Source organism: Paenibacillus sp. GCM10023252, from assembly GCF_042653305.1.
Taxonomy (GTDB): Bacteria; Bacillota; Bacilli; order Paenibacillales; family Paenibacillaceae; genus Pristimantibacillus.
The window spans coordinates 39,084-60,690 of sequence record NZ_JBHSHW010000018.1 but is presented as its reverse complement, the minus strand read 5'-3'; the positions used below and the strand labels follow the sequence as shown (position 1 = coordinate 60,690).

General features: G+C 53.2%; 20 protein-coding genes and 1 riboswitch. Of the genes, 1 reads left to right on the top strand and 19 read right to left on the bottom strand.

The genetic code is table 11. The annotated features are described in order from the left end of the window. Positions 1–102: 102 nt before the first annotated feature. The 12 genes from ACFO9Q_RS10510 to ACFO9Q_RS10455 form a co-directional block, all read right to left on the bottom strand. Positions 103–549 (bottom strand): hypothetical protein, encoded by a 447-nt coding sequence (locus ACFO9Q_RS10510; RefSeq protein ID WP_379181573.1) that lies wholly within the window; start codon positions 547–549, stop codon positions 103–105. 26 nt (positions 550–575) lie between these two features. Continuing rightward, a complete protein-coding gene (locus ACFO9Q_RS10505) occupies positions 576–1,496 on the bottom strand; it encodes a VOC family protein (RefSeq protein ID WP_379181571.1) in 921 nt (306 codons plus the stop codon). A gap of 110 nt (positions 1,497–1,606) precedes the next feature. Then, complete coding sequence (locus ACFO9Q_RS10500) at positions 1,607–2,410, bottom strand: DUF817 domain-containing protein (protein WP_379181568.1); 804 nt, start codon at positions 2,408–2,410, stop codon at positions 1,607–1,609. Positions 2,411–2,560: 150 nt separating this feature from the next. Beyond that, positions 2,561–5,491: a carbohydrate-binding protein gene (locus ACFO9Q_RS10495; protein ID WP_379181566.1), complete on the bottom strand. Its 2,931-nt coding sequence runs from the start codon at positions 5,489–5,491 to the stop codon at positions 2,561–2,563. 344 nt (positions 5,492–5,835) lie between these two features. Further along, on the bottom strand, positions 5,836–6,114 hold the full coding sequence (locus ACFO9Q_RS10490; protein WP_379181564.1) for an RNA-binding S4 domain-containing protein: 279 nt from the start codon (positions 6,112–6,114) through the stop codon (positions 5,836–5,838). Between the two features lie 4 nt (positions 6,115–6,118). Beyond that, the gene (locus tag ACFO9Q_RS10485) at positions 6,119–6,391 is read right to left on the bottom strand and encodes an HU family DNA-binding protein (RefSeq protein WP_379181562.1); all 273 of its coding nucleotides are present in this window, start codon (positions 6,389–6,391) and stop codon (positions 6,119–6,121) included. Between the two features lie 199 nt (positions 6,392–6,590). Next, a complete protein-coding gene (gene mazG / locus ACFO9Q_RS10480; protein WP_379181653.1) occupies positions 6,591–8,066 on the bottom strand; it encodes a nucleoside triphosphate pyrophosphohydrolase in 1,476 nt (491 codons plus the stop codon). Positions 8,067–8,250: 184 nt separating this feature from the next. Then, positions 8,251–8,976, bottom strand: a complete 726-nt coding sequence (locus tag ACFO9Q_RS10475) for an RDD family protein (RefSeq protein WP_379181560.1) — start codon at positions 8,974–8,976, stop codon at positions 8,251–8,253. Next, positions 8,973–9,362 carry a hypothetical protein gene (locus tag ACFO9Q_RS10470; protein WP_379181558.1) on the bottom strand — a complete coding sequence of 130 codons (390 nt, stop codon included), beginning with the start codon at positions 9,360–9,362 and terminating at the stop codon, positions 8,973–8,975. Before ACFO9Q_RS10470 ends, ACFO9Q_RS10475 begins: the two co-directional genes overlap by 4 nt. A 61-nt stretch (positions 9,363–9,423) precedes the next feature. Further along, entirely contained in the window at positions 9,424–9,852 is a 429-nt protein-coding gene (locus ACFO9Q_RS10465) for an oxidoreductase (protein WP_379181556.1), read from the bottom strand. Positions 9,853–9,890: 38 nt separating this feature from the next. After that, positions 9,891–10,370: a hypothetical protein gene (locus tag ACFO9Q_RS10460; protein WP_379181554.1), complete on the bottom strand. Its 480-nt coding sequence runs from the start codon at positions 10,368–10,370 to the stop codon at positions 9,891–9,893. A 142-nt stretch (positions 10,371–10,512) separates the two neighbouring features. After that, positions 10,513–12,447, bottom strand: a complete 1,935-nt coding sequence (locus ACFO9Q_RS10455; RefSeq protein WP_379181551.1) for an oligosaccharide flippase family protein — start codon at positions 12,445–12,447, stop codon at positions 10,513–10,515. A gap of 174 nt (positions 12,448–12,621) precedes the next feature. On the opposite strand from ACFO9Q_RS10455, the gene ACFO9Q_RS10450 reads away from it, so the two are divergent. After that, complete coding sequence (locus tag ACFO9Q_RS10450) at positions 12,622–13,719, top strand: DUF4397 domain-containing protein (protein WP_379181549.1); 1,098 nt, start codon at positions 12,622–12,624, stop codon at positions 13,717–13,719. Between the two features lie 419 nt (positions 13,720–14,138). Here the strand turns inward: ACFO9Q_RS10450 and ACFO9Q_RS10445 are convergent, their stop codons facing one another. The 7 genes from ACFO9Q_RS10445 to atzF all read right to left on the bottom strand — a co-directional run bounded on the left by ACFO9Q_RS10445 (position 14,139) and on the right by atzF (position 21,607). After that, a complete protein-coding gene (locus tag ACFO9Q_RS10445) occupies positions 14,139–14,492 on the bottom strand; it encodes a hypothetical protein (RefSeq protein WP_379181547.1) in 354 nt (117 codons plus the stop codon). A 340-nt stretch (positions 14,493–14,832) separates the two neighbouring features. Further along, positions 14,833–15,372 (bottom strand): stage V sporulation protein T, encoded by a 540-nt coding sequence (gene spoVT / locus ACFO9Q_RS10440; protein ID WP_379181545.1) that lies wholly within the window; start codon positions 15,370–15,372, stop codon positions 14,833–14,835. A gap of 305 nt (positions 15,373–15,677) precedes the next feature. Then, complete coding sequence (locus ACFO9Q_RS10435) at positions 15,678–15,821, bottom strand: hypothetical protein (RefSeq protein ID WP_379181543.1); 144 nt, start codon at positions 15,819–15,821, stop codon at positions 15,678–15,680. 23 nt (positions 15,822–15,844) lie between these two features. After that, complete coding sequence (locus ACFO9Q_RS10430) at positions 15,845–16,681, bottom strand: ABC transporter ATP-binding protein (protein ID WP_379181541.1); 837 nt, start codon at positions 16,679–16,681, stop codon at positions 15,845–15,847. Positions 16,682–16,735: 54 nt separating this feature from the next. Then, a complete protein-coding gene (locus tag ACFO9Q_RS10425; protein ID WP_379181539.1) occupies positions 16,736–17,533 on the bottom strand; it encodes an ABC transporter permease in 798 nt (265 codons plus the stop codon). Between the two features lie 7 nt (positions 17,534–17,540). Beyond that, positions 17,541–18,779 carry an ABC transporter substrate-binding protein gene (locus ACFO9Q_RS10420; protein ID WP_379181537.1) on the bottom strand — a complete coding sequence of 413 codons (1,239 nt, stop codon included), beginning with the start codon at positions 18,777–18,779 and terminating at the stop codon, positions 17,541–17,543. A 117-nt stretch (positions 18,780–18,896) separates the two neighbouring features. Further along, a riboswitch (guanidine-I (ykkC/yxkD leader) is annotated at positions 18,897–19,022 on the bottom strand. A gap of 683 nt (positions 19,023–19,705) precedes the next feature. Continuing rightward, positions 19,706–21,607 (bottom strand): allophanate hydrolase, encoded by a 1,902-nt coding sequence (atzF, locus tag ACFO9Q_RS10415; RefSeq protein WP_379181651.1) that lies wholly within the window; start codon positions 21,605–21,607, stop codon positions 19,706–19,708.

The following is a 21,607-nucleotide window of genomic DNA, read 5'->3' as shown; positions in this document are numbered from 1 at the left end:
GTCCCCTCCCAGTCAATACTAAGACTAGCTTATGGGAGGGGACGCCGGATTAGAACTCGACGCCTTCGCTTACTTACCCTGATGACCATCGCTTGAATCAGCTTAATCCACTGAATGCTCCGTACGGCTTCGCGCGGTACCCTCAGTCTCTATCCCTTGTCTGAAGCGTACTAACGCATTCACAGCGACACCGAGCAGGATACCGAACACGACACTCGTCACATTGAAGCCTAGAATGATGAAGGTGAACATCTCGTCCTTGAAGGGCAGCAGCTCCGCGTAATCGAACAAGTAGGCAGCAGCCGCATAGATGGGTACGAAGAGGAGCAGGGCGAGCATCGTGACACGCCAGTAGCCATGTCGAATGAAGAGGATGATGGGCATGGAGAATAAGACAGCTAGCAGCAAGGTGATGATGGGTTCAATCCGAAGCAGTTGCTCATTGTAGTAGGCGAGATAGTAGTGGGTGAGTCCGATTGCCGCGTAGAGGATGCTGAGCACAATAGCGAATAGGAAGGAGCGGCTTGCGGTAGGACTGGTCTTGCTCATCGGTCTACCTCCGTTCTGCATGAGGACTAAGGTATGGGTGAATTAGAATTCGCTCTGCCCCCACCCATATCCTCTATCCCCGGTGTAAAAAAAAGCCAAGGCCTCTCCTCACAGATCATAATGACATTGCCATCTGGATCTACTACGGTGAAGAACGCCATCTCCCCGTGTCTCTCAATTCCGGTGAACACGTCTATCCCCTGCTGCTGCACGTAAGTGTAGGCTTCCTCGATATCGTTGGTACCCAGCATGAACAGAATGCTGTAATCCTCTCCGCTCCTGCTGCGATTCGCATCAAGCAAGAGGACAGCGCCGCTAATGACCGGCAGTCGATAGACGGATCCGCTTGTTCGATCTGACTCCTCCTGCAGCGGGATGCCCAGCAGGTCTGTATACCAGCGAGCAGCTTCCGCTGCGTTCTTCACATCGAGGAACACCCCTGTAACCTTAGGCTGTATCGAGCTCGTCACATCGCCCCTTGTTGGGTCAACAGTCAACTGGCCCTCCTTGGTCCAGCAAGCCATAAGGGCGTTGCCGTCCGGGTCACGGAATGTGAAGTACGCCATGCTACCATGATCCTGAGTCTCACCATACACCTCAGCCCGTCTATTGGTATAAGCATAAGCCTCATCGATATCACTTGCTGCGAACATGAACCGGGGCTTCATCTCTTCCCGCCATGCAGGGTCCAGGCGATTCTCCCGATTAGAGTCGAGGATGATGCCCGTCCCCTCGAGCTCGAACCAATAGACAGGTCCTCCGCCAACCAGCCTCTGTTCCTGAACCTCCACATTCAATAGACGAGCATACCATTCGGCTGAGCTTCTTAGCTCACTGACGTGTACGAATACACTGCCGATTCGATTCTCGATGAGCAGGGATCGGGATAGCAGCACCCGTCCTTCCCTTAATGATTCGTTCCTGTTGTTCGTGATGTCTCTCGTCAAGATCGTCTCCTCCTTTATTTGAGCCGCATGAATTAGGTATGAGCTTATAGATGTTGATGCTTATACGAATGTATATTCGCTTTTTATTGAATATATCCTTCTTTTACCACCTAATAATATTGAGTCTTCACCCTCTTAAGCTGCGCTACAATAATGACCGAGATGACGACGAGCAGGAACCAGGAGCTGATCTTGCTGAGATGGACGAGCTGCCATTGCTGCTCTTGATCCGGATACGTCCACGCGCCCAGGAAGGTCGAGATATTCTCCGCAATCCAGATGAAGAACCCGATGAGCAGGAAGGACAGCACCATAGGCATGCGGTACATGTGAAGGCCGACTTGGAAGTGAACCTGTGTGCGGTAGAAGACGAGGAACAGCAGCACGGTTAGCAGCCAGCGGAAGTCCCAGACATAGTGGTGGGTGAAAAAATTCAAGTAAATCGCTGCGCTGATCGATACCGTTAGCCAAGGCGCCGGCCACCCGGTAATGTTAAGCCGCATCCGCCGCCAAGACTGGCAGATATAGCTCGCCACGCTCGCATACATGAAGCCGCTGTAGAGCGGAACGCCGAGCAGCTTGGACCAGCCTGCCTCCGGATAAGACCATGATCCCATATGGACCTTGAACAGCTCCAGCATGAGACCGATGACATGGAACAGGCAGATGACCTTAAGCTCATCCAACGTCTCCAGCTTGGTGAGAAGCATGCCTGCCTGAGCCAAGATGCAGATGAGCAGAATGAAGTCGTAGCGGGGCAAGTAGGGATTGTCGATGTACTTGGATACGGCAAGCGTCAAGAAGATCATGACAGGGAAGATGCAGGCGAGGGCTTGCTCGCGGGCGAAGCGCAAGAGCTGCTGCAGGGCGTGTAATACAGGTCGCTTATTATGGGTTGATTGCCTTACGTTCATGGATTCGATCCTCCAATAAGTCATTCATAGGTAGAAGAGCTATAAGAGGATACGTGGAAGGGCGGGGGAATGTTGCAACCATCACAAACCCACTGCCTCCTGAGAGACAGCGGGTCGTGTGGTTAAGCTGCTATGGAAATAGTGATTCGATTAATACTCCCAGCGCCCGATATCGGGTGCGGTACCGTTATAAGGCTGCCCTACGTTAATCCCCTTGTTGACGACGAAGCTGGTGGACGAAGCAGGCTTGTAGTACGAATCCCATCGGCTTCCCGTGTTGTTGAAGCCAGGGAGACCCTTGATGTTGCCCGCGCCCAGCGAGCTGCCGTTCAGCACGAAGTCGGCTTTCTGGCTGTTCGTATGATACTTCAGGTTGTTCGTGAATGCCGTCACGCCCGCACCTTCCACATCAGCGCCTTCTGTGTTCAGGAAGACGTTGTTGCGGACTTCCACGTTGGAAGCACTGTTGAACTGCAGGCCATTGCCCATCCGGTCGAATATGTTGTTGTAGATCTTGATGTTCGAGGCCGTATCCGGCACGAAGACCGCCGAGCTGTTGCCGAAGCCGAAGCCCGGCGTGCGGTTCACGTTGGCGAAGATGTTGTTGCGGATAATAAAGTTCTTGAGTGTGTAGCTTCCGGCTCCCCACCAGATCGCGATGCCGAAGCCTTTGTCCTGAACATAGTTGTTATAGATCTGAACGCCGGACAATGCAGCCTCGAACGCTTCCTTGCCGCTGCTGCCGTCCTGGTCGATCATGATGACGTTGTAGACCTTCAAGTTGTTCGCGTCCGTACCGCTTGGCAGATAGTCGTCGTTCACATCCGCGTGGTTGACGAAGGACATCCATGTATTGGTGTTCACATTGTATACCTCATTGCCGTAGCTGAGATTCCAGAGCTCGATGGAGATCTTCTCCCCCCAGGCTGGATCGCTCTCGCTCACGGTAATGTCCGCATCGTGAATCTTAACATTCCGGAAGTGGCCGACGAAGATGAACTTGATGCCGTATCCGACCGTATCGTTAACTGTGATGTTGTAGATATCCGCGCCGTCGAGGCCGGCGATATTCAGGTTGCCCAGCGTCTCGCTGCCCAGCTGTGCGCCGTTGTTCGTGAAGTTCACATTGTAGATCTTGGTATTGTTCATCCACTTGCCTTCAGGCAATGGAATATACCACCACATATCGCTGCGTCCGAATACCGCGCCACGCTGCTGGAAGTTCTTAATGTCCACATCGTGCATGGTCACATTATTCCGATTCTCAACCCAGACGCCGGCCTTCACCGTCTTCGCATTGCCGTCCAGTGTGAACCCGCTTAGCGTCTGATTGCCGTTCGCTGAGTTCAGCATGTTGGCAGGATCGCCGTAGCGCGGATTCGATCCGGAGTAGCCCGGAGAGAACAGCTGGATCAGGCTTCCTTCATAGATCAGCTTCCAATCCGGATTACTGGAATCCCAACCAGCCGTGTTGGAAGGAATGGCTGCATTAGCCGTGATGATCGTCGAAGTCTTACCTGCGCCCTTCAGGTTGACGCCGAGCGGCAGTCGAATCGCCTGCGATTCGACGAACGTACCCGCTGCGACGTTGATCGTGTGGCCTGCATCTGCCGCTACCTGCGATGCGGCATAAGCAATGGTGCGCCACGGGTTCGCCGAACTACCGTTACCCGTCGTGTTGCTGCCGCCGAGCGACACATAATAGTTGGTCGCGCCTGGCGGAGGCGTTGGCGTCGGCGTTGGCGTCGGCGCTGCCGCCGTCGTGAAGGAGATGCCGGCATTGGTTGCAATCTGTGTGCCGACGCTGTTGACCGCCGTTACTCTCCAATAATAATTCGTGCTGCCGGCCAGATTGACGGCAGGCTGATAGCTCGTTCCGGAGATGCCGGTGAGGTTGATCGCAGGACTGGAATAGTTCGAGTTAACGGATACCACCAGGTTGTAGGTAACCGCCCCGGCCGAGGCTCCCCATACGAAGTTCGGCTTAAGGGCGACCCCGGTTGCTCCGCTTGCGGGAGCGTTCTGCGTGAAGGAGCCCGGCGCATCCGGCGTTACATAGATATAATCCAGGTTGGCGATTGAACCGGTGTTCGCGTTGCTCCGGATGGAGATCGTGTTGACGCCGCTGTTCAGCGTTACCGTCTCGTTCAGGTCCGCCCATGTGGACCAGCTTCCCGTGCTTGACAGGCTAAGCGTCTTCACCTTCGCTCCGTTCACATACAGATCCTGGCCCGAGGCGGCACCGCCGCCTGCAGCGTAGCGAATCTTGATCGCCCGGCTGCCTGCAGACGTAACATTAACTGCAAAGTCCGCTCTAGCGGAGGAATTATACGCGAAGCCTTCGGCATAGCCCGTGCCCGAATAGTTCTGGTACATGGAGCTCGCCGCGGCACCGCCGGATAGCGTCGCGTTCTCAGCTTCATACAACGACGTTCCCGACGGTGGAGGCGTCGGCGTCGGCGTTGGCGTCGGTGTTGGGGTTGGGGTTGACGTCGGTGTTGGGGTTGGTGTTGCTGTCGGGGTCGACGTCGGCGTTGGTGTTGGCGTTGGTGTTGGCGTTGGCGTTGGTGTCGGGGACGTGCCGATCGTCAGGTCCAAGTAATCGACGTTCGCGGACGACGCGACGTTCGATTCGCTCTTGATCTTGATTGATTGATAGCCGGCCGGGACAGTGAACGTCTCCGTCAGCGTCGCCCATGTCGTCCAGGAAGACGTCTGGGGAAGGCTCAGCTGCTTGATCTTCGTACTGCCCACATACAGGGCAAGGTTCGTTACCGTACCGCCGGTTGCATTGGCGTATCGGATCTCCAGTGTAACCGAGGAGCTGGAGGACATCGACTTATCGAAGCTGATCTGCGACCACTCGCTCGTGAAGCCCGTTACATAGCCCGTTCCGGAGTACCCCGAATTAGTGCTGGACGTGGTTACGTTCGCTTTGTTGGTGTTCTCGGCTTCGAACCGCTCCGCTGCCGCATACGCCTCTCTCGAACCTCCGACGCCTTGAAGCAGCGCAAGCAACAGAGCGAATACCAACAGCAGGGCGAGCTTGCCCTTATTGCGCGTTATACTCCATACCGACATGACATATCCTCCTTCAGAATAATAGTTTGTTTTCATAAGAGCGCCTACAATTCCTCTTACACACTTTCCGCTTGTCCTCCCGCTCCCTTCACCTCCTCACGACTATGTATGAATTCACAACCGGAATAAGTGTGCACAGTCACTATAGCGCCGCAGCGAATATTTTTCTTCCTCACGGAGCAACGAAATCTATCATTTTCCAACGAAAATGAATCATATATGGAAGTTGTTCACGTTCATCAATTGAAATCCCCTATTCTTCAGAACACCGTGCCTCTGAACACGTCATAATAAAAAAAGGGCCGTCCTCAGGATTAAAAACCCTTCGGACAGCCCTTATCTGCTTACCAGCCGAGGTCACCCTCGGGTTGGCGTTGTTCTTCTCTCAGCAAAGTGTACAATTCGCTAGCTTCATCCTTACGCGTCGTCTCGGCGATGCGCTCAACGCGCACCGTCACGATCTTCTGACCGTATTGAATCTGGAGCTCGTCACCGGCCTTGACCGCGCTGCTCGCCTTCGCTTCACGGCCGTTAATCCAGACGCGTCCTTGCTCGGATACGTCCTTAGCGACGGTGCGCCGCTTGATTAGACGTGACACTTTGAGGAATTTATCGAGTCTCATGAGACTACTTAATAGCTTCTTTTAGTTTGTTGCCGGCTTTGAATGCAGGAACCTTGGACTCAGGAATCGTGATTTCCTTACCAGTCTGCGGGTTGCGGCCTACACGACCGGAGCGCTTGCGAGTCTCGAATGTACCGAAGCCGATGAGTTGTACTTTGTCGCCGCCAGCTAGAGCGTCTGTTACTTCGCCAAGGAAGCCGTTCAGTACGGATTCTACGTCACGCTTAGTCAAGCCGCTTTTTTCTGCAATGTTGTTGATCAGGTCTGTTTTGTTCATTATTGTTGCCTCCTAATTTTAGATAACATCGATTTTTTTGATGAGCTTTCGGAACGAATATCGCGAGTACCGCGCCGTACCTTAGGTCATGAACTTTGCCGAAGGATACTACTTCTGCTCTCGCTTCATTAATTCCTGCTGTTAGGTGAAATTTTTTTACGAAAGATGCGGAATGACGGCGAAATATGGCGAATCTAGTCTATGAACGGGTCTTAGCCTCTTCCCACCATCGATCCATTTCTGTTAAGTCAGTCTGGTCAAATGTTCGCCCGCTTATACGAAGCTGGTCTTCGATATAAGAGAATCGGTCCTTGAACTTCTTGTTCGTACGGGACAAGGCCTCCTCCGGATCCGCATGAATGAATCTAGCTGCATTGACTACAGCGAAGAGCAAGTCTCCGAGTTCACCCGCCTGATCCTGTTCATCCGAGATCTGGATCGCCTCGCGCAGCTCGTCCAGCTCCTCCGCAATCTTAGCGAGCACTGGCTCCAGCTCGCCCCAATCGAAGCCAACCTTCGAAGCCTTCTTCTGCAGCTTATATGCCTTCATGAGCGCAGGCAAGTCACCAGGGATTCCATCGAGGACGGATGTCCTGTCCTGATCTCTGCCCTTCCGCTTCTTCTCCTCCGCCTTCATCTGCTCCCAATTCGCCAGCGCTTCACCTGAATTACCCGCTGCACGCTCTCCGAACACATGCGGGTGGCGGAAGATCAGCTTCTCATTCAGCCCCTCAATGACATCATAGACGGAGAACGCTCCCGTCTCTTCCTCCATCTGGCTATGGAGCATCACTTGGAGCAGGACGTCTCCGAACTCCTCGCACATCCCATCAGGATCATCATTGTCGATAGCCTCGAGCGCTTCGTACAGCTCTTCAATGAAGTTGACGCGAAGCGATTGATGAGTCTGCTCTTGATCCCATGGACAGCCCTCAGGGCTGCGCAGAATCGAGACAATCTCATGCAGACGGTCGAAGGAACGGCCCAGCACCTTGTCGTCATCCGAACGAGGTACCCAGATCAGCGTGAGATTCCCGATACCAGGTGTGCGATCCAGCTCATAGAGCGGAACCTTCACCATCTGCTCTTCGCCAGCTACGCCGAGGGCATGGCACACGACAACCTCGAAGTCATCGGGATATCGCTCCATGAGCGCCAGCTTCACATCCGAAGCAGTGAAGGTATCGTACACTTGGCCAATAATCGTGTGCAGCCGCGGCTGCAGGATGGAAGCCTTCAGCTCAGCTGCATCCAGGAGGGCGAAGCCCTCAATCGGGTCGAACCCGAGCCTGGTGAATGCTTGATCGAGGAAGCTCTCGCCGCCAAGTATGGTCAGGGAGATATGCCGTGCTGCGCATTGTTCCCGGAGCAGTTGAACCGTTCGCTCTGCGACCATCGGATGTCCCGGCACAGCATACAGGATCGTCTGGGACGGTCCCGCTTGCAGCGACCTCGCCGTCAGCTCGTCCGCGATTGCGGCGTATACATCAGGGAAGGACTCTTGCTCCTCATATATGTAGTCGAATGACTGATAGGTGATTCCTTCGTCTCTTAGCAGAGACATCATAGGATGGTGCTCGGTGCGCACGAACACATGCTCAGCGGCTTGCAGCCTGCGCCATACGCCTAGCGTCAGCTGGTCGGGATCACCTGTCCCAAGGCCGACAACAATCATAGTACCTGCTACTCCTTCAGACACGGCGGGTCCTCCATTCGGATGGCTTGTACTTCAGCCATGGCGACTGGGTACAGACACCATCTTACTGCATCCTGGGGTGAAAATAAAGTTTACAGGGCAGGGCGGGGTGCGGAGCGGCCTGTTATTCCTCGCGGAAATGGAGTGAAAATCTCTGGGTTAGTTAATGGTAATTCATCGTTTTGACTACCCATTTCTTATTCGGTTCCTTATGTAACATGATATATATGATGACACTATCTTTATCTCCAGTGGCCTTCAATCGGAAGGTTGCTTCACCGTATCCATTACTCATGCTTATGCTTGTTTGCGGGAAGAAGCCGAATCGGATTGGCTCGCCAATGACTTCTTGCACGGCTTTATCGTTCGCAATATAGACTATTGCCGTCTTGTATGATGCATTTTGTTTGATCATCGTAGTAAAGCCACCCACCATTACGATCACAATCAAGCTTATAGAGAGAATAATTCTAAGCGCACGACTTGTCTTAGTTCCTGCACTGCCTAGTTGATATACTTCCAGCGCATGATTTATATCCCCTTGTCTTCGCTTATCCTTACCTAGTAGAAGCTGATAAACATCTCTGGGCCAAAAGAAAGAGGCTCTATTGCGAGAGATTAGCTTCTTGGTTGATGGTATGGATCCATCCAGCCCTCTAACACCTAAGTTGAAGATTCGCTTCCCTATACTCCTCCCGCCCAACACATCCTTGAAGACTAGGGCTGATACTCCTGATATCATGATAATGACTACAATTATCGTGGATAGGAGAGTAGCCTCATCCATCCCGTTCATAACTATAAACGTTAAAATAATGATGGCGGATACGATGATATAAACATCGATGAGACTTGCAAAAAATCTACTTGGCAACGATGCTTTTTTCATGTGGGATTCACCTTGCCTGTATAGAATGCTAATACTAGTGAAAAGCCAGAGATTTTCAATAGATATGATGAATTGTCATACAACAAATCTAATCCGGGAAGAACGATAACAAGCTGAAATGCCCCTAATAAGCTAAGCAAAATAGCAGGCAATGTTACAGCTAATAATAGTGGCTTGTTAAATGAGGATCTCCTGCCTATCATAATTAAACTCCCGAAATATAAACCGTCAATAAAATTAACTAGACTTGAAGCCATAATGTATGGGTTTGAATTGAAGGTCATGTTCCTATTTTTTTCATAATAATTCAGTACAACCTCGCCAAAATACAGCCATATTATTGCACCGATTAGCCACAGACCGTAGATGTAATAGATTCTTCTCATCACGTTATTCTCCTATTCGAAAACCATTTAATTAAGCTTTTCAGTATTGAGTCGAGCTATACTAATGGTATTTTTTAATTGCTCTCCGATAGTCATCCCAATGAAAATAATAAGGACCTAAATCAATTAAAACATTATCGTGTTCTAGCATAAAATTACTCCAAGTCACGATGTCATCTTCCAAATCTATACTTACGGATAGAAACCCACATTCTAGGTCCCCACACTCAGGGCAGATTAGAATGGGATACCTATGATACGTAAGCTCGAATGGCTTCTTGAATAAGAGATATTCCAGCGTTAAACTCTGTTGTTCTAAACTTCCCCAGCCCAAAGCAGGTATCATGTCATACTTCTTTAATTTATGGTACAGGGATTCTCCGTCAATCATTATGTCAGCAAACTTTATATTTTTATTACTCAATCGTTCGTGGTCATTCTCGTTGAATCTGTGCGAGAGTTTAGTTTCTATGTTGTTTATTCTTTTCATGGCTAGCTCCCTTATTAGAAATAAAAAAGATTATATAATTAGGGGCTGCTTACGAAGCCATCTTCCGGATAACATTCTAATGGTTTACTAGCCTTGTTTAACTCATCATTTTGTTCTAATTCTCTTAATATCTCATCCACAACAGGCTGATCTAGTGTTTTCATATTAATAAGGTTCTCTAGGTGAAATCCTACTTTATCAGGATAAGCGAAATATTTTAATAATTTTTCTGGTGTAGTTACCATCGACCAACGTTTGCTTCCATCAGAAAACTCCATACTGATGTCAATAAAATCAAGCTTATCATCAACATCATCATCGAATTGCCAACGCACTAGAGATGGAATCGGAACCGTTCCTTCCATAAAATGACCCCTGTGGATCCACACTCTTTTTCCGTGATCACCAGTGATTCTATATTTATAATCATCAATTTTTAAGACTTCATAAGGTTTCCCTCTTGTTAGCGCGTGAGCATATACACCTACACTTGAGCAAGTAACGACGTGTGCTTCCATAAATCACTTCTCATTTCTTATAAGATAACCCTGTTTGCTCCACACTCGACGACAACCTGGTGCACTTGTGCACCTTATCACGCTCCTCGAACCTAGATTGACGTTAACCTAGTGCACTTGTGCACCTTATTGTCCTCGTCAATTATTCGCCGCGCGAAGCCGGCGGCAGCACGCGCCACCGGCGCAAGCGGGCGGCCAGCCTCGCGCCGCCCGGAACCCGCGCGAGCTCGCGCGCGCGGACAGCGCCGCTGCGGAGCATCGCGGCGCCATAGGCGCCAGCGCCGACGGCTACGCCCGTCAGCGCGAGCGCCGTGGCTGCCGCCCGCGGCGGCAGCCAGCCGGCGAGCGCAGGTCCCAGCGCTCGCTCGGCCAGGACGAGCGCCGCGGCCATGACCGCGAGCGCGAGGACCGTGCCCGCGGCCCGCCGGCGAAGCCCAGCGGCGGCCCCGGGCATGGAAGGCGCGCCAGCAGCGGCAGCGCGCCGGACGGCGGCCGCGCCCAGCAAGGCGGCCGCCGTCAGGGCGGCGAAGCCGCCCCAAGCCGCGCCGGCGATGCCGTAGGCCGGCACGAGCGCCGCGTTCAGCGCGCCCTTGAGCAGCGCGGCGACGAGCAAGAGTACCGCCGGGATGCGTACGGCGCCAAGCCCCTGCAGGAGCGGCGCGGCTACTGCACTCACCGCGCCGGCAAGGGCGGTGGCCCCCACGATAGCCATAACCATGGTGCCGCTGGCATTGGCATACAGCATGATATTAATGGGCTCGGCCAACAATACAAGGCCTAAGCTCGCAGCTGCACCAAGCGCCCAAGCTGCATTCATCGCCCAGGCAGCCCGTTCCTTCGCTGCCAGCAGCTCTCCCTTCGATCTGGCCGCGGCAAGACCAGGTACAAGAGCTGCTCCCGCTGCCGCCGCAACCATGGTCACCAGCTGAATGAGCGTCTGCCCGCGGCTGTAGATGCCGAAGGCGGACATGGCAGCCTCCTCGCTTCGCCCGCTCTCCACCAGCAGACGAGGCACCGTTAGCGCATCGACAGCTCCGGCGATGGGCACCACTATGGAGCCTAGCGCAATAGGCAGTGCCAGCCGAGCCAGCTGCCTCATCTCATTGAATACGTCTCGCCTCCCGCTGCCAACTGCTGCTGGTATACGAGATTCACAGGAGACACCCGAGGGAAGGGTCGAAGGCTGGAGAGGCAAGGAGAGTGCTTGTTTCGTTACCAGCCCGGGTGAGCTGATACTTCCGCGCACACTCTCACCCAACATGCCATCGCGGCGCTCATCGAGGCGCCCCTCGGCAGTAAGCAGCTCCCGCCGCATCCGCACCCGCTCCCGCGCACCATATATCACGAACAACAGCAGCGCTGCAGCGCCACCCGCTGCTGATCCGAGCAGCGCTCCTGCTGACAGGCGAGCATCATCCCAGTGGTTCGCTAATCCTGCAGCTAGCAGAGCCAGCATCACAGCCACTCGTACCGCCTGCTCCACCACTTGCGAGCCTGCGGACATGGTCATCCTCCCTAAGCCCTGATAGTATCCTCTCATTGCAGCAACGAGAGGGACGACTAGCAGCGCCCAAGCTACGCTCTTGAAGGAAGCAATCGTCTCGCGGTCCCCTACCCAATCACCGAAGTGACTCGCACTTACCCACACCAAGCCATAAGTCGCAGCTCCCGTCATTCCCAGCAGCAAGAGCGCCGCCTTCAGCACGCGTCTGGTGCCAGACTCCCCTGCTCCGGCCTCCATCCTCTCGACCATGAGCAGAGCCACCGCTGTCGGCAGCCCTGCTGTCGCAAGGACTAGCAGCAGTTGATAGAACGGATATACCGTGTTATAGATGCCGAATACGCGGTCACCCGCCAGATTCTGCAGCGGAATCTTCTGCAAGGTACCGAGCAGCTTCGAGATGAGCGCAGCTGCCCCCATCACCATCGCGCCGCCTAGCCAAGGCTGGATGGCTAATGATGATGTTTCGACGTTTTTTTCACCATTATCTATACGAGAAGAATCTACGCTCTTCATCTTGTTCAATCCCTGGTCCTGGTCCCAGTCGTTCCCTACCCCTACCCTATCCTTGCCCATCCTGCTCATACCGCCAGCACCGCCCGATCCCTATCCTATCCTAATCCTATGAACTTCTCCCATTATACCGCAGCTCCTCCCACCCGGAACTGTTCATTGTAATAATTGTCATGAGACAGCCCTTCCATGGAATAGAGTAGTAACATCGCATTCATAAGGAGGCAAGTACCGCTCATGACTAATGAAGAAGTCACGTTATATCTGTGGAAGCAAGCAAGCTTCTACGGACTATTGGCCGACTACTACAAGTGTGCGAATCCGGAGCTGCATCATTATTATGGCCGTAAGCATGTTGAAGCTCTCTGCAGGCTGGCAGAGCAAGTGGCGAGGTATGGCGATCCCTTCGACCAACAATCCCCCAATGCGAACGGGCCGTTGGTCTCTCCTGCTTCAGGCAACGGCAACCCGTCCTTCCCGAACAACGTGCTTGGCGCACAGGGCGGAGGGAAGCGGCCGGATGAACCTAGCAACTCCGCGGGCTACTCAGGATATGGCGGATATGATGGGTATGGCTATGGTACGAACGGTGGATACAGCGCATATGGCAGTGCGAATGGGTACACCCCATACGGTGCGAACCCGTACAACGAACCTTATTATGGAGGCTACGAGCAGCAGTCGCCCTATATCCGGACCGAGCAGCCGAGTCCCAACCCTGCTCCTCCTCCGAATCCGAATAACATGCCGCCTTCGACCTACGCATCCGTCCGCCTGCTCCACGCCTCTCCGGATGCACCGGCGGTCGATGTCTATGCCAATGGCACGTTAATCGCTTCGAATATTAAGTACAAGGACAGCACTCCCTACTTAATGATTCCTGCAGGCAGCTACAGCATCGAGATTAAGCCGGCCGGCAGCCAGACCGCTGTGCTGACGAAGACCGTCTCCTTCAAGGAGGGAACAGCCTATACCGCCGCTGCGGCAGGCAAGCTCGCGAATCTGACTCTTAATGCGTATGTGGACGATGTCACCCCGGTTCAGGGGCAGGCGAAGATTCGGTTCATTCATCTGGCGCCAGGAGCTCCTAACGTAGATATTAAGGTGAAGAATGGTCCGACTCTATACAGCGACGTTGCCTTCGGTGAAGCTGGCGCCTATCTTACTGTGCCTCCGGGCTCCGTCGATCTGCAGGTATTCCCGACAGGCTCGAACAAGGCTGTCCTTACTGTGCCCGGCGTGAAGCTTGAGCCCAGCACCGTCTATACGATTGCCGCAGTCGGGCTTGCCGGCGGAACGCCGCCGCTCGAAGCTCTGCCTCTTCAAGACAGCTAGCCCGCAGCGGCGCACATACACATACAGCCCTCGTCATGCATTTTTGCATGAGGAGGGCTAATTGTCGCATTATTCAAACTTTTGCAAAAACCTATCTACTCGGCCTTCAAACAAGCGCAACTTTAGTAGGATATTTTTGATTGAAAAGTCAACAAGTGCATCACCAACAGTATCGCGGGCATCCTGCTAGAATTACGTAAAAATTGTTATTTAATCTTCACTAGTTGGAATGAAGATATCCGTTATTACTTTAAACAACAAGCAAAATGGCCGGTAAACTCACCTAGGTGGTTTCCGTCAATTTTTTCGTTTTCAGCAAATACGTTTATAGAAGGAATTGTTATTATAACAACTAACACAAGTATTGAAATTATTTTTTCATCATAACATTTCTCATCTCTAATATAGAAAATTTAATTCTAGCAATAATCGGGGGATATCTCACATAGTCTCATTCTATCTTTCTCATTCATTCTCATTTTTTTTATATAATCATAATCTTCGATAATTTCTTTTGTTACATTACTTTGACCAATATAAAACTTTAATTTTGGTTCACTTTTAGGTGTTGCATAAGAATGGTAGGTTCTATGCATAACATCAAAACTAATTCTATTAACAATAAATTCTTGATTGTGTTTCTCTTCCAACAATTTTTTAAATTCTCCTCTCAATGTATAGTAATTCACCGGATTACCAAAAAAGAAAAATAAAATAATACAGAAAATTATAATGAAAGAGAAAGACCAATAAAGTTTTTTCATTCTTTTCATTATTAGTTGTCATCTCCATTTTAAATAGAATTTGATTCAACTCAATCTTCTTAATGAAGTAAAATGTTTACTTTTCTGAACAATAACAACAATACTTTAAAACCAATAACTTGTATATAGTTTAATTAGCATAGTTCCAATGACCTTCAAGCAACACAGTCAAAAGGCTTGGTAAATTGCAGAGGCAAGACGCTCGGGGAGGCGAACGGATTGAATACGAAGTTGGCAATTTAATATTCAACAACTTGATAAGTGTTAATCAATTAATAGGAAAAAAGCTTCTCCGCCCAAGTCTCTTGGTCCCGAAGAAGCTGTTGTATTCCACTCTGTAATGATCGGCTTATTGCTCCATCTGCTTCGCGAGGAAGCCTGCGGCTGTCTCCGCCATCTTCATCTCCATCTGGGCCATCTTCATATCGTCATCCTTGCTGAGCAGGACTACTGTACCGATAGGGTCGCCGCCTGCAATGATTGGTGCTGCTACGAATGCGCTGTACGCCTCCGATACATCCTTAATAATTTCATACGAACCGCCAGCTTCGGTTACGGTTTTCCGGTTTTCCATACACGTTTCAAGGATGGAACCGATCGGCTTATCAATGAACTCTTTTTTCGAAGCGCCCGCCACGGCAATGATCGTATCACGGTCCGTTATCATCGTAATATGATTGGTGCCCTCGAACAGCGATTCCGCATACTCCTTCGCGAAGTCGCCCAGCTCGCTGATTGGGGAATATTTCTTGAGTATAACCTCTCCGTCGCGGTCTACAAAAATTTCGAGCGGGTCGCCCTCGCGGATGCGCAGTGTGCGGCGAATCTCCTTCGGAATGACCACCCGCCCGAGATCGTCGATGCGTCGCACAATTCCAGTTGCTTTCATTTCGTGTTGCCCCACTTTCCTAGAAGATTTTCAGTCGACTGGATACTACCTGCTGCTGTATGAAGAAGAGGAGAGATCCTTGAAGGTATCGGAATCTGACCATAGTATTCATCTGCTCCCATATTCTTATGCACGCTCTAGATTCTGGTGGAAGCCCCTTCATATCCGATGTCGTGCCCTTATTATCCCACTAGAGGACGAACCCATCCTTCCGATTCCTATCCCTATATTGGCATAAAAAAAACACCCCAGAGATGCCCAATAGGGCGGGGTGTTATCATATGTGGGTATGAGTTCAGCTGGAGCTAGGAGTGATGAAGCCACTTGCTGCTTCGCGCAGCCTCGGGATGACGGTAGAGCAGCATGGTTGCCAGCAGGGCTAACCAAGATGGTACAGAGGCTCTCTTCCTTCCTCGATTATCGTTCCGACTTGTGCGGCTCATCCTCATCCTAATCCCTCCTCGTATAGGCTCTAATGCTTCAGCAGCTTCGCCAGTTCACGCTTAAGTGCCAGGAATTCCGGATGCTCCCGCACCTCGGGCGAACGCTCTTCCGGCAGTTCCACCTTGAACTCCTTCAGGATTCGTCCCGGGCCGGCACCCATGACCACGATTCGTTGAGATAGGAAGATGGCCTCATCAATATCATGGGTAATGAAGAGCACCGTCGTCTTCTCCTTCTCCCACACCTCCAGCAGCATCTCCTGCATCTCGAGCTTCGTCTGGGCATCCAGCGCTCCGAACGGTTCATCCATCAGCAGCACCTTCGGCCGATTCGCGAGCGCCCTGGCAATCGCCACCCTCTGCTTCATCCCGCCAGACAGCTGCTTCGGATACGCCTTGTCGAACTTCTCGAGCCGAATCGTCTTCAGCCACCTATTCGACATCGCCCTCCTCTCCAGCGTAGGGAAGCCCTTCAGCTTAGGACCATACTCGATATTCTCACGAACGGTAAGCCAGGGGAACAGCGTATACCCTTGGAAAACCATCCCGCGGTCAGCCCCCGGTCCCACGATCTCTTCTCCATCCACCGTGAGACTGCCGCCAGAGGCATCCTCGAGTCCTGCGACAATTCGCAGCAGAGTCGACTTGCCGCAGCCCGACGGACCGAGAATGGTAATGAATTCATTCGGCTCAATAGAGAGATTAATGTCTCTTAGCGCCTCGAATGCCGGTCCCTTGGAGGATGTGTACACCTTCTGCACGTCTCGAATGTCGATGCGCCCGCTCGCCGGCCTTGCGTGAGTATAGGCAGCAGTGGATGAAGCTTCTTCCGAGCGTATCGCTTCCTTGTGAGCTGTTGATGGCATGCTAGTCGCCTCCCCTCATTAGGTTGTGGTAGCTTCCGTTCACTTGCCCGTGTCTTAAGCCCACGGGAAGAACCTGCGATTCAAGAATGCGAAGATTCGGTCGCTTATTAGTCCCAGCAGTCCGATGACGATGATCCCTACGAAGATCTGGTCGGTATTGAGGAACCGCTGAGCCTTCATAATGGCATAACCGAGACCGCTGTTCACCGCAACGAGCTCCGCGACAACCAGATACGTCCAGGCCCAGCCTAAGATGAGGCGGAGCGTGTTCATCAGCTGCGGTTGGATGGCCGGGATAAGGACCGTCTCAATCGCCTTCCACCTGCTGGCGCCGAGTGTGAAGGACGCATGCAGCAGATCATGCGATACCCGCCTTGTGATATCGGATACCATCAGCACGAGCTGGAAGAAGCAGCCGATGAAGATGAGCAGAATCTTCGCCCACTCGCCGATTCCGGCCCATACCATGATGAGCGGGATGAAGGCTACTGCCGGCATATAGCGGATGAATTCCATCGGCGGTTCAATGAACGCTTCTCCGTACTTGAAGGTGCCCGCGAAGATGCCGATCGGAATGCCGATTAGGCATGCGAGCAGGAAGCCCGCGCTGACACGGAACACGCTGATTCCGATATGTTCCCAATACTCTGGACTGCCGAGCAGCTCTCCGAACGTTCGGAGCACCTCATGCGGCTTCGGGAGGAAGAGCGGATTGACCGCTTCCGTGTAGCTGAGTGCGGACCATAGGGCGAGGAGCAGTAGGAAGGACAGTCCTCCTGTGATGGCGAACGGCTTCGTGCCGATCTCCTTGAATATTTGCATCTTGTATGGCTTACGCGTCGCCGTTCTCATTCACGAATCACTTCCCTGCGTTTTTGGTAACAAATTGCGGGTCGAAGATGGCATCGATATCCTTAATCTCATCCACCATGTCCAGTCCCTTCAGGAACTCTGCGGTCTTCGCGCCAGTGAAGCTAAGCGAGGTGTAGTCTTCACCCTTCTTGAAGGCGTTCAGATTGTCCTCCACAGAGAACAGCTTAATGCCCTCGAGGCCAAGCTTGAAGTCTTCCGGCGTCGTCTCGGCCTTCTCTGCGAGCAGCTTGATCGCTTCCTCTTCATTCTCTTCGAAGTACTTCAGCGCATCGAACCAAGCATCGACAATCTTCTGCACATCATCGGGACGGCTGCTAACGAACTTCTCTTGGAATACGAGCAGATCGGGAATGAGGCCCGGGGTATCCTTGGAGGAGTAGAGCACCTTGCCCTTGCCTTCCTTCACCGCTGTCGTCTGGAATGGCTCCCATAGGACCGAAGCATCGGTGTTCCCGGAGATGAAGGCAGGACCCGCATCATTGACCGTCATATTGACATAGTTGATATCCTTCTCACTCATGCCATTCTCGGCGAGTGCGGTGAGCAGCAATAGATGGTCTACCGTTCCGAGCTCGGTTGCGACTGTCTTGCCCTTCAGATCCTTGATGGACTGGATGTCAGGCTTGCTGACAATCGCGTCGCCGCCGCTCGAGTTGTCGTTCACGAGCACCGCCTTCAGCTTAATGCCCTTGGAGATCGGAGCCAGCGTGTCGCTGAGCGTCTGGGAGTTAGCATCTACCTTGCCTGTAGCCAGAGCTTGGAGGGAATCGCTATAGACAGGGAAGAATTCGAGCTTCACGTTCACGCCATGCTTCTCGAAGAAGCCCTTCTCTTCGGCCAGATACCACATGTACCAGCCCGGCCATGGGCTGAGTGCGATCTTGACTGCATCTTCCGAATCGCCGCCAGCTGAGCTGCCACCGTTATTGCCGCATCCTGCGACGAACAGCAGCAGGAGGGCCATGGCGATGGCGATGAAGGTGGTGGCAGTGCGGCGCTTGGTCATGGTTGATGCACCATTGCGGCCGAGTACGGTCGCTTCGCTGCTTGTTATGCGGCGGCTCGGTACGCATGCTTCGCTGCTTGTTATGCGGCTCGCTTCCTGTGCAAGGCGCGCGTGTCTGTCTATGCCGCCCTGATGATTGGCACCATCATACCCATTCGCGGTATCGACTAAGCCTGCTTGCATCGTTCTGGTTACACCAACTGCCTCTCTCCTTCTCATGCTCCTGGACGTGTTTGTGTTCAAGCTTGAGTTCCCCATTTTCTCCCCACTCCCGTCTCTTTTTGTGCCTTGGCTGCTCGCGGCAGCCTTTTGTATATAACAAAAAGCCGGGGAGAAGTCTCCCAGGCTTTTGTCCTTCCGTGTTATATAGCAGGCTGTGTGTGAAGTGTAAGCCCTCTATACGTCGTCTCTCGGACCAGACTTGACGCGCTCGGCGTCAACGGAACCCTAGACCACTTGTCGTTCTCGAGTACAACTTGCGTACGAGAACCGGTATCCACTTGTCAACTCTGTCATATAACCTAACGTTTAACCGTAGTATATCGGCGAATGTACGGATCTGTCAATGGTTGTGTTAGGTTTTATTACATAATGACGGAGATGAATTCAGTTAGTCACTGCTTATATGTTAGACTTAAGCTTGATTAGAACTAGTAAGCATCGATTACTAGCGCAGCAGTCCATCTTCAGAGGGAGGTGTTCCCATTGCAAAAAGCAGCATGGATTATCATCCTAATAGTCAGCGCCTTAGCACTCATCACGGTCATTGGGTTGTACCTATACTCATTCGTAGACGGCAAGTCCCAAGTGATTCCTTGATTCTTAACTCAAGTGATTCAGCGCTAGGTGAAGATGCCCGCTGGTGGACACTTAAGACCGCTCAGGAGGCTTAATCCGCTCCTGACACCCTTCCGTGCGCGACTTAAGACCTCGCGGAAGGCTTAAGTCTTCGCTAGCTTACGCCTGGCGGGCGATATTGGACACTTAAGACCGCCTAGGAGGCTTACACCGCTTCGAACACCCTTCCTTACGCGACTTAAGACCTCGCGGAAGGCTTAAGTCTTCGCTAGCTTACGCCTGACGGGCGATATTGGACACTTAAGACCGCTCAGGAGGCTTACATCTCTCAGAGTAACCTTCGGTGGTCAGCTCTGCAGCATAACCTTGCGCCAGCTGCCGAGCTCTGTGACATCCTCCGCCTCCTGCTCCGCGTAGCCCTCGCAGATGAAGCCCGGCACCTCCGTGCCATCCGTAAGCTCCACCTTACCGATACCCAGCGGGGCCGGAATCCCTGCGGTGAAGCCGCCGAATGCCGACTTCGGCATCTCCCATACCTCCAGCTGAATGGAAGCTCCGCCCTCCACCTGCTTAACCAGTCCAGGCTTAACAGGAGTCGTGTTCAGCTTCAGCAGCTTATACTTAGGAGCGGTTGCCGCTTCCTTAATGAAGCGTGCGCCGCACTCGTTCATCTGCTTCTCCAGCGGGAAGCCGCGCATGTGGAGGCCGCAGACGGCTACTAGAGTGGTCTCTTCCGCGGATACCGACTCACCACTCTGCGACACGGTTGCAGATGGCAGCACCGCGAGGGCCGAACCGGTAGTAGGCGTCGATGCCAGACTACTCACGCCCACTCCTGAGTGCTCAGCACCCAACGCATGCCCATTCAAGCTGCCATCATGCTGCACAGCATAGGTTAATGGCTCCGCCATCATCAAGAACTTATCCGCCACCCCAGCCAGCAGCCCCTCACCCTCCGCGAGTGCGAAGAAGGTGATCCCGAATGGCAGATCCACATCGGCGTCCTCACCCGGCACGGCCACGGCAGATAAGTCCAGCAGGTTGCAATGATTCGTGTATCGGCCCATATCCCGGTTCGTCGCAATCGGGTCCAGCCTCACTTGCTCCCTCGTCCACGTACCGCCCGCCGTCGGCATGACGAGCACAGCATCGCCATCCAGAAGCTTGCGGGCCTCCAGCTTGTAGGCTTGCAGCTGATGCATCGCGCGGAATACCGATACCGCGCTATGCTCGCTAGCTGCGCCGGAGCGAAGAATCCGCTCCGTCACCGGGAAGGTGACGCCCGGCCGACTCTCGACGAAGCCGCCCAGGGCAGCCCAGCGCTCGGCTACCCACGGCCCCTCGTACAAGATCGCCGCGGCGGCCGCGAAGAAGGTCGTGTCGACGTATTCGACGGGTAGTCCCAGCGACTTCAAGCGCTGTACAGCCTGCTCCCATGCGGAGCGGTACTCCTCCGCATACGGTCCGTAGAAGTCGGGGGCGGTGTCTGGGAGACAGATGCGCCTAGGAAGCTTCGCAGTTGGCGCGGGAATCACGCGCGACCATGGGTCTTCGGCATGCGGACCGCGAGCGACGGCGTCGACAGCGAGCGTGTCCGCCAGAGTGGCTGCGAACACGGTGACGCAGTCCAGGCTGGCACAGGCAGGGACGACTCCCTTGGTCGGCCATGCCCCCAGGCTCGGCTTGTAGCCGACGAGCCTGTTCAGGGCGGCCGGCACGCGGCCGGAGCCTGCCGTATCCGTGCCGAGCGAGAAGGCAGCCTGCCCGCGAGCGACCGCTGCGGCGGAGCCCGAGCTCGAGCCTCCGCTGATCAGCTCGGGACGCAGCGCATTATGCGTCTCGCCATGGGGGCTGCGCGTTCCGACGAGGCCGGTCGCGAATTGGTCTAGGTTGGTTTTGCCAATGGGGATGGCTCCGGCCCTGATCAATCTCTCTACAACCGCAGCGTGCTCGCTAGGCACATAGCTATATTCGGGGCAAGCTGCCGTCGTCGGGACGCCTGCCAAGTCGATATTGTCCTTAATCGCGAACGGAATGCCCCAGAGCGGGCTAGCGTTACGGTCCATCTCGCGCAGGCCGTCTAGATAAGGTTGAATCAACTCCAGGCTAGGAGGAACGATCCAGATGTTCATTGCAGCATCTGCTTCCGCGCGGCGAATAATCTCTTCCACTACAGCAACAGGCGTCAGCTCACCTGATGCATACTGCTCAGCTAGTCCTTGCACCGTCCACATCTTAGGGAATGGCAT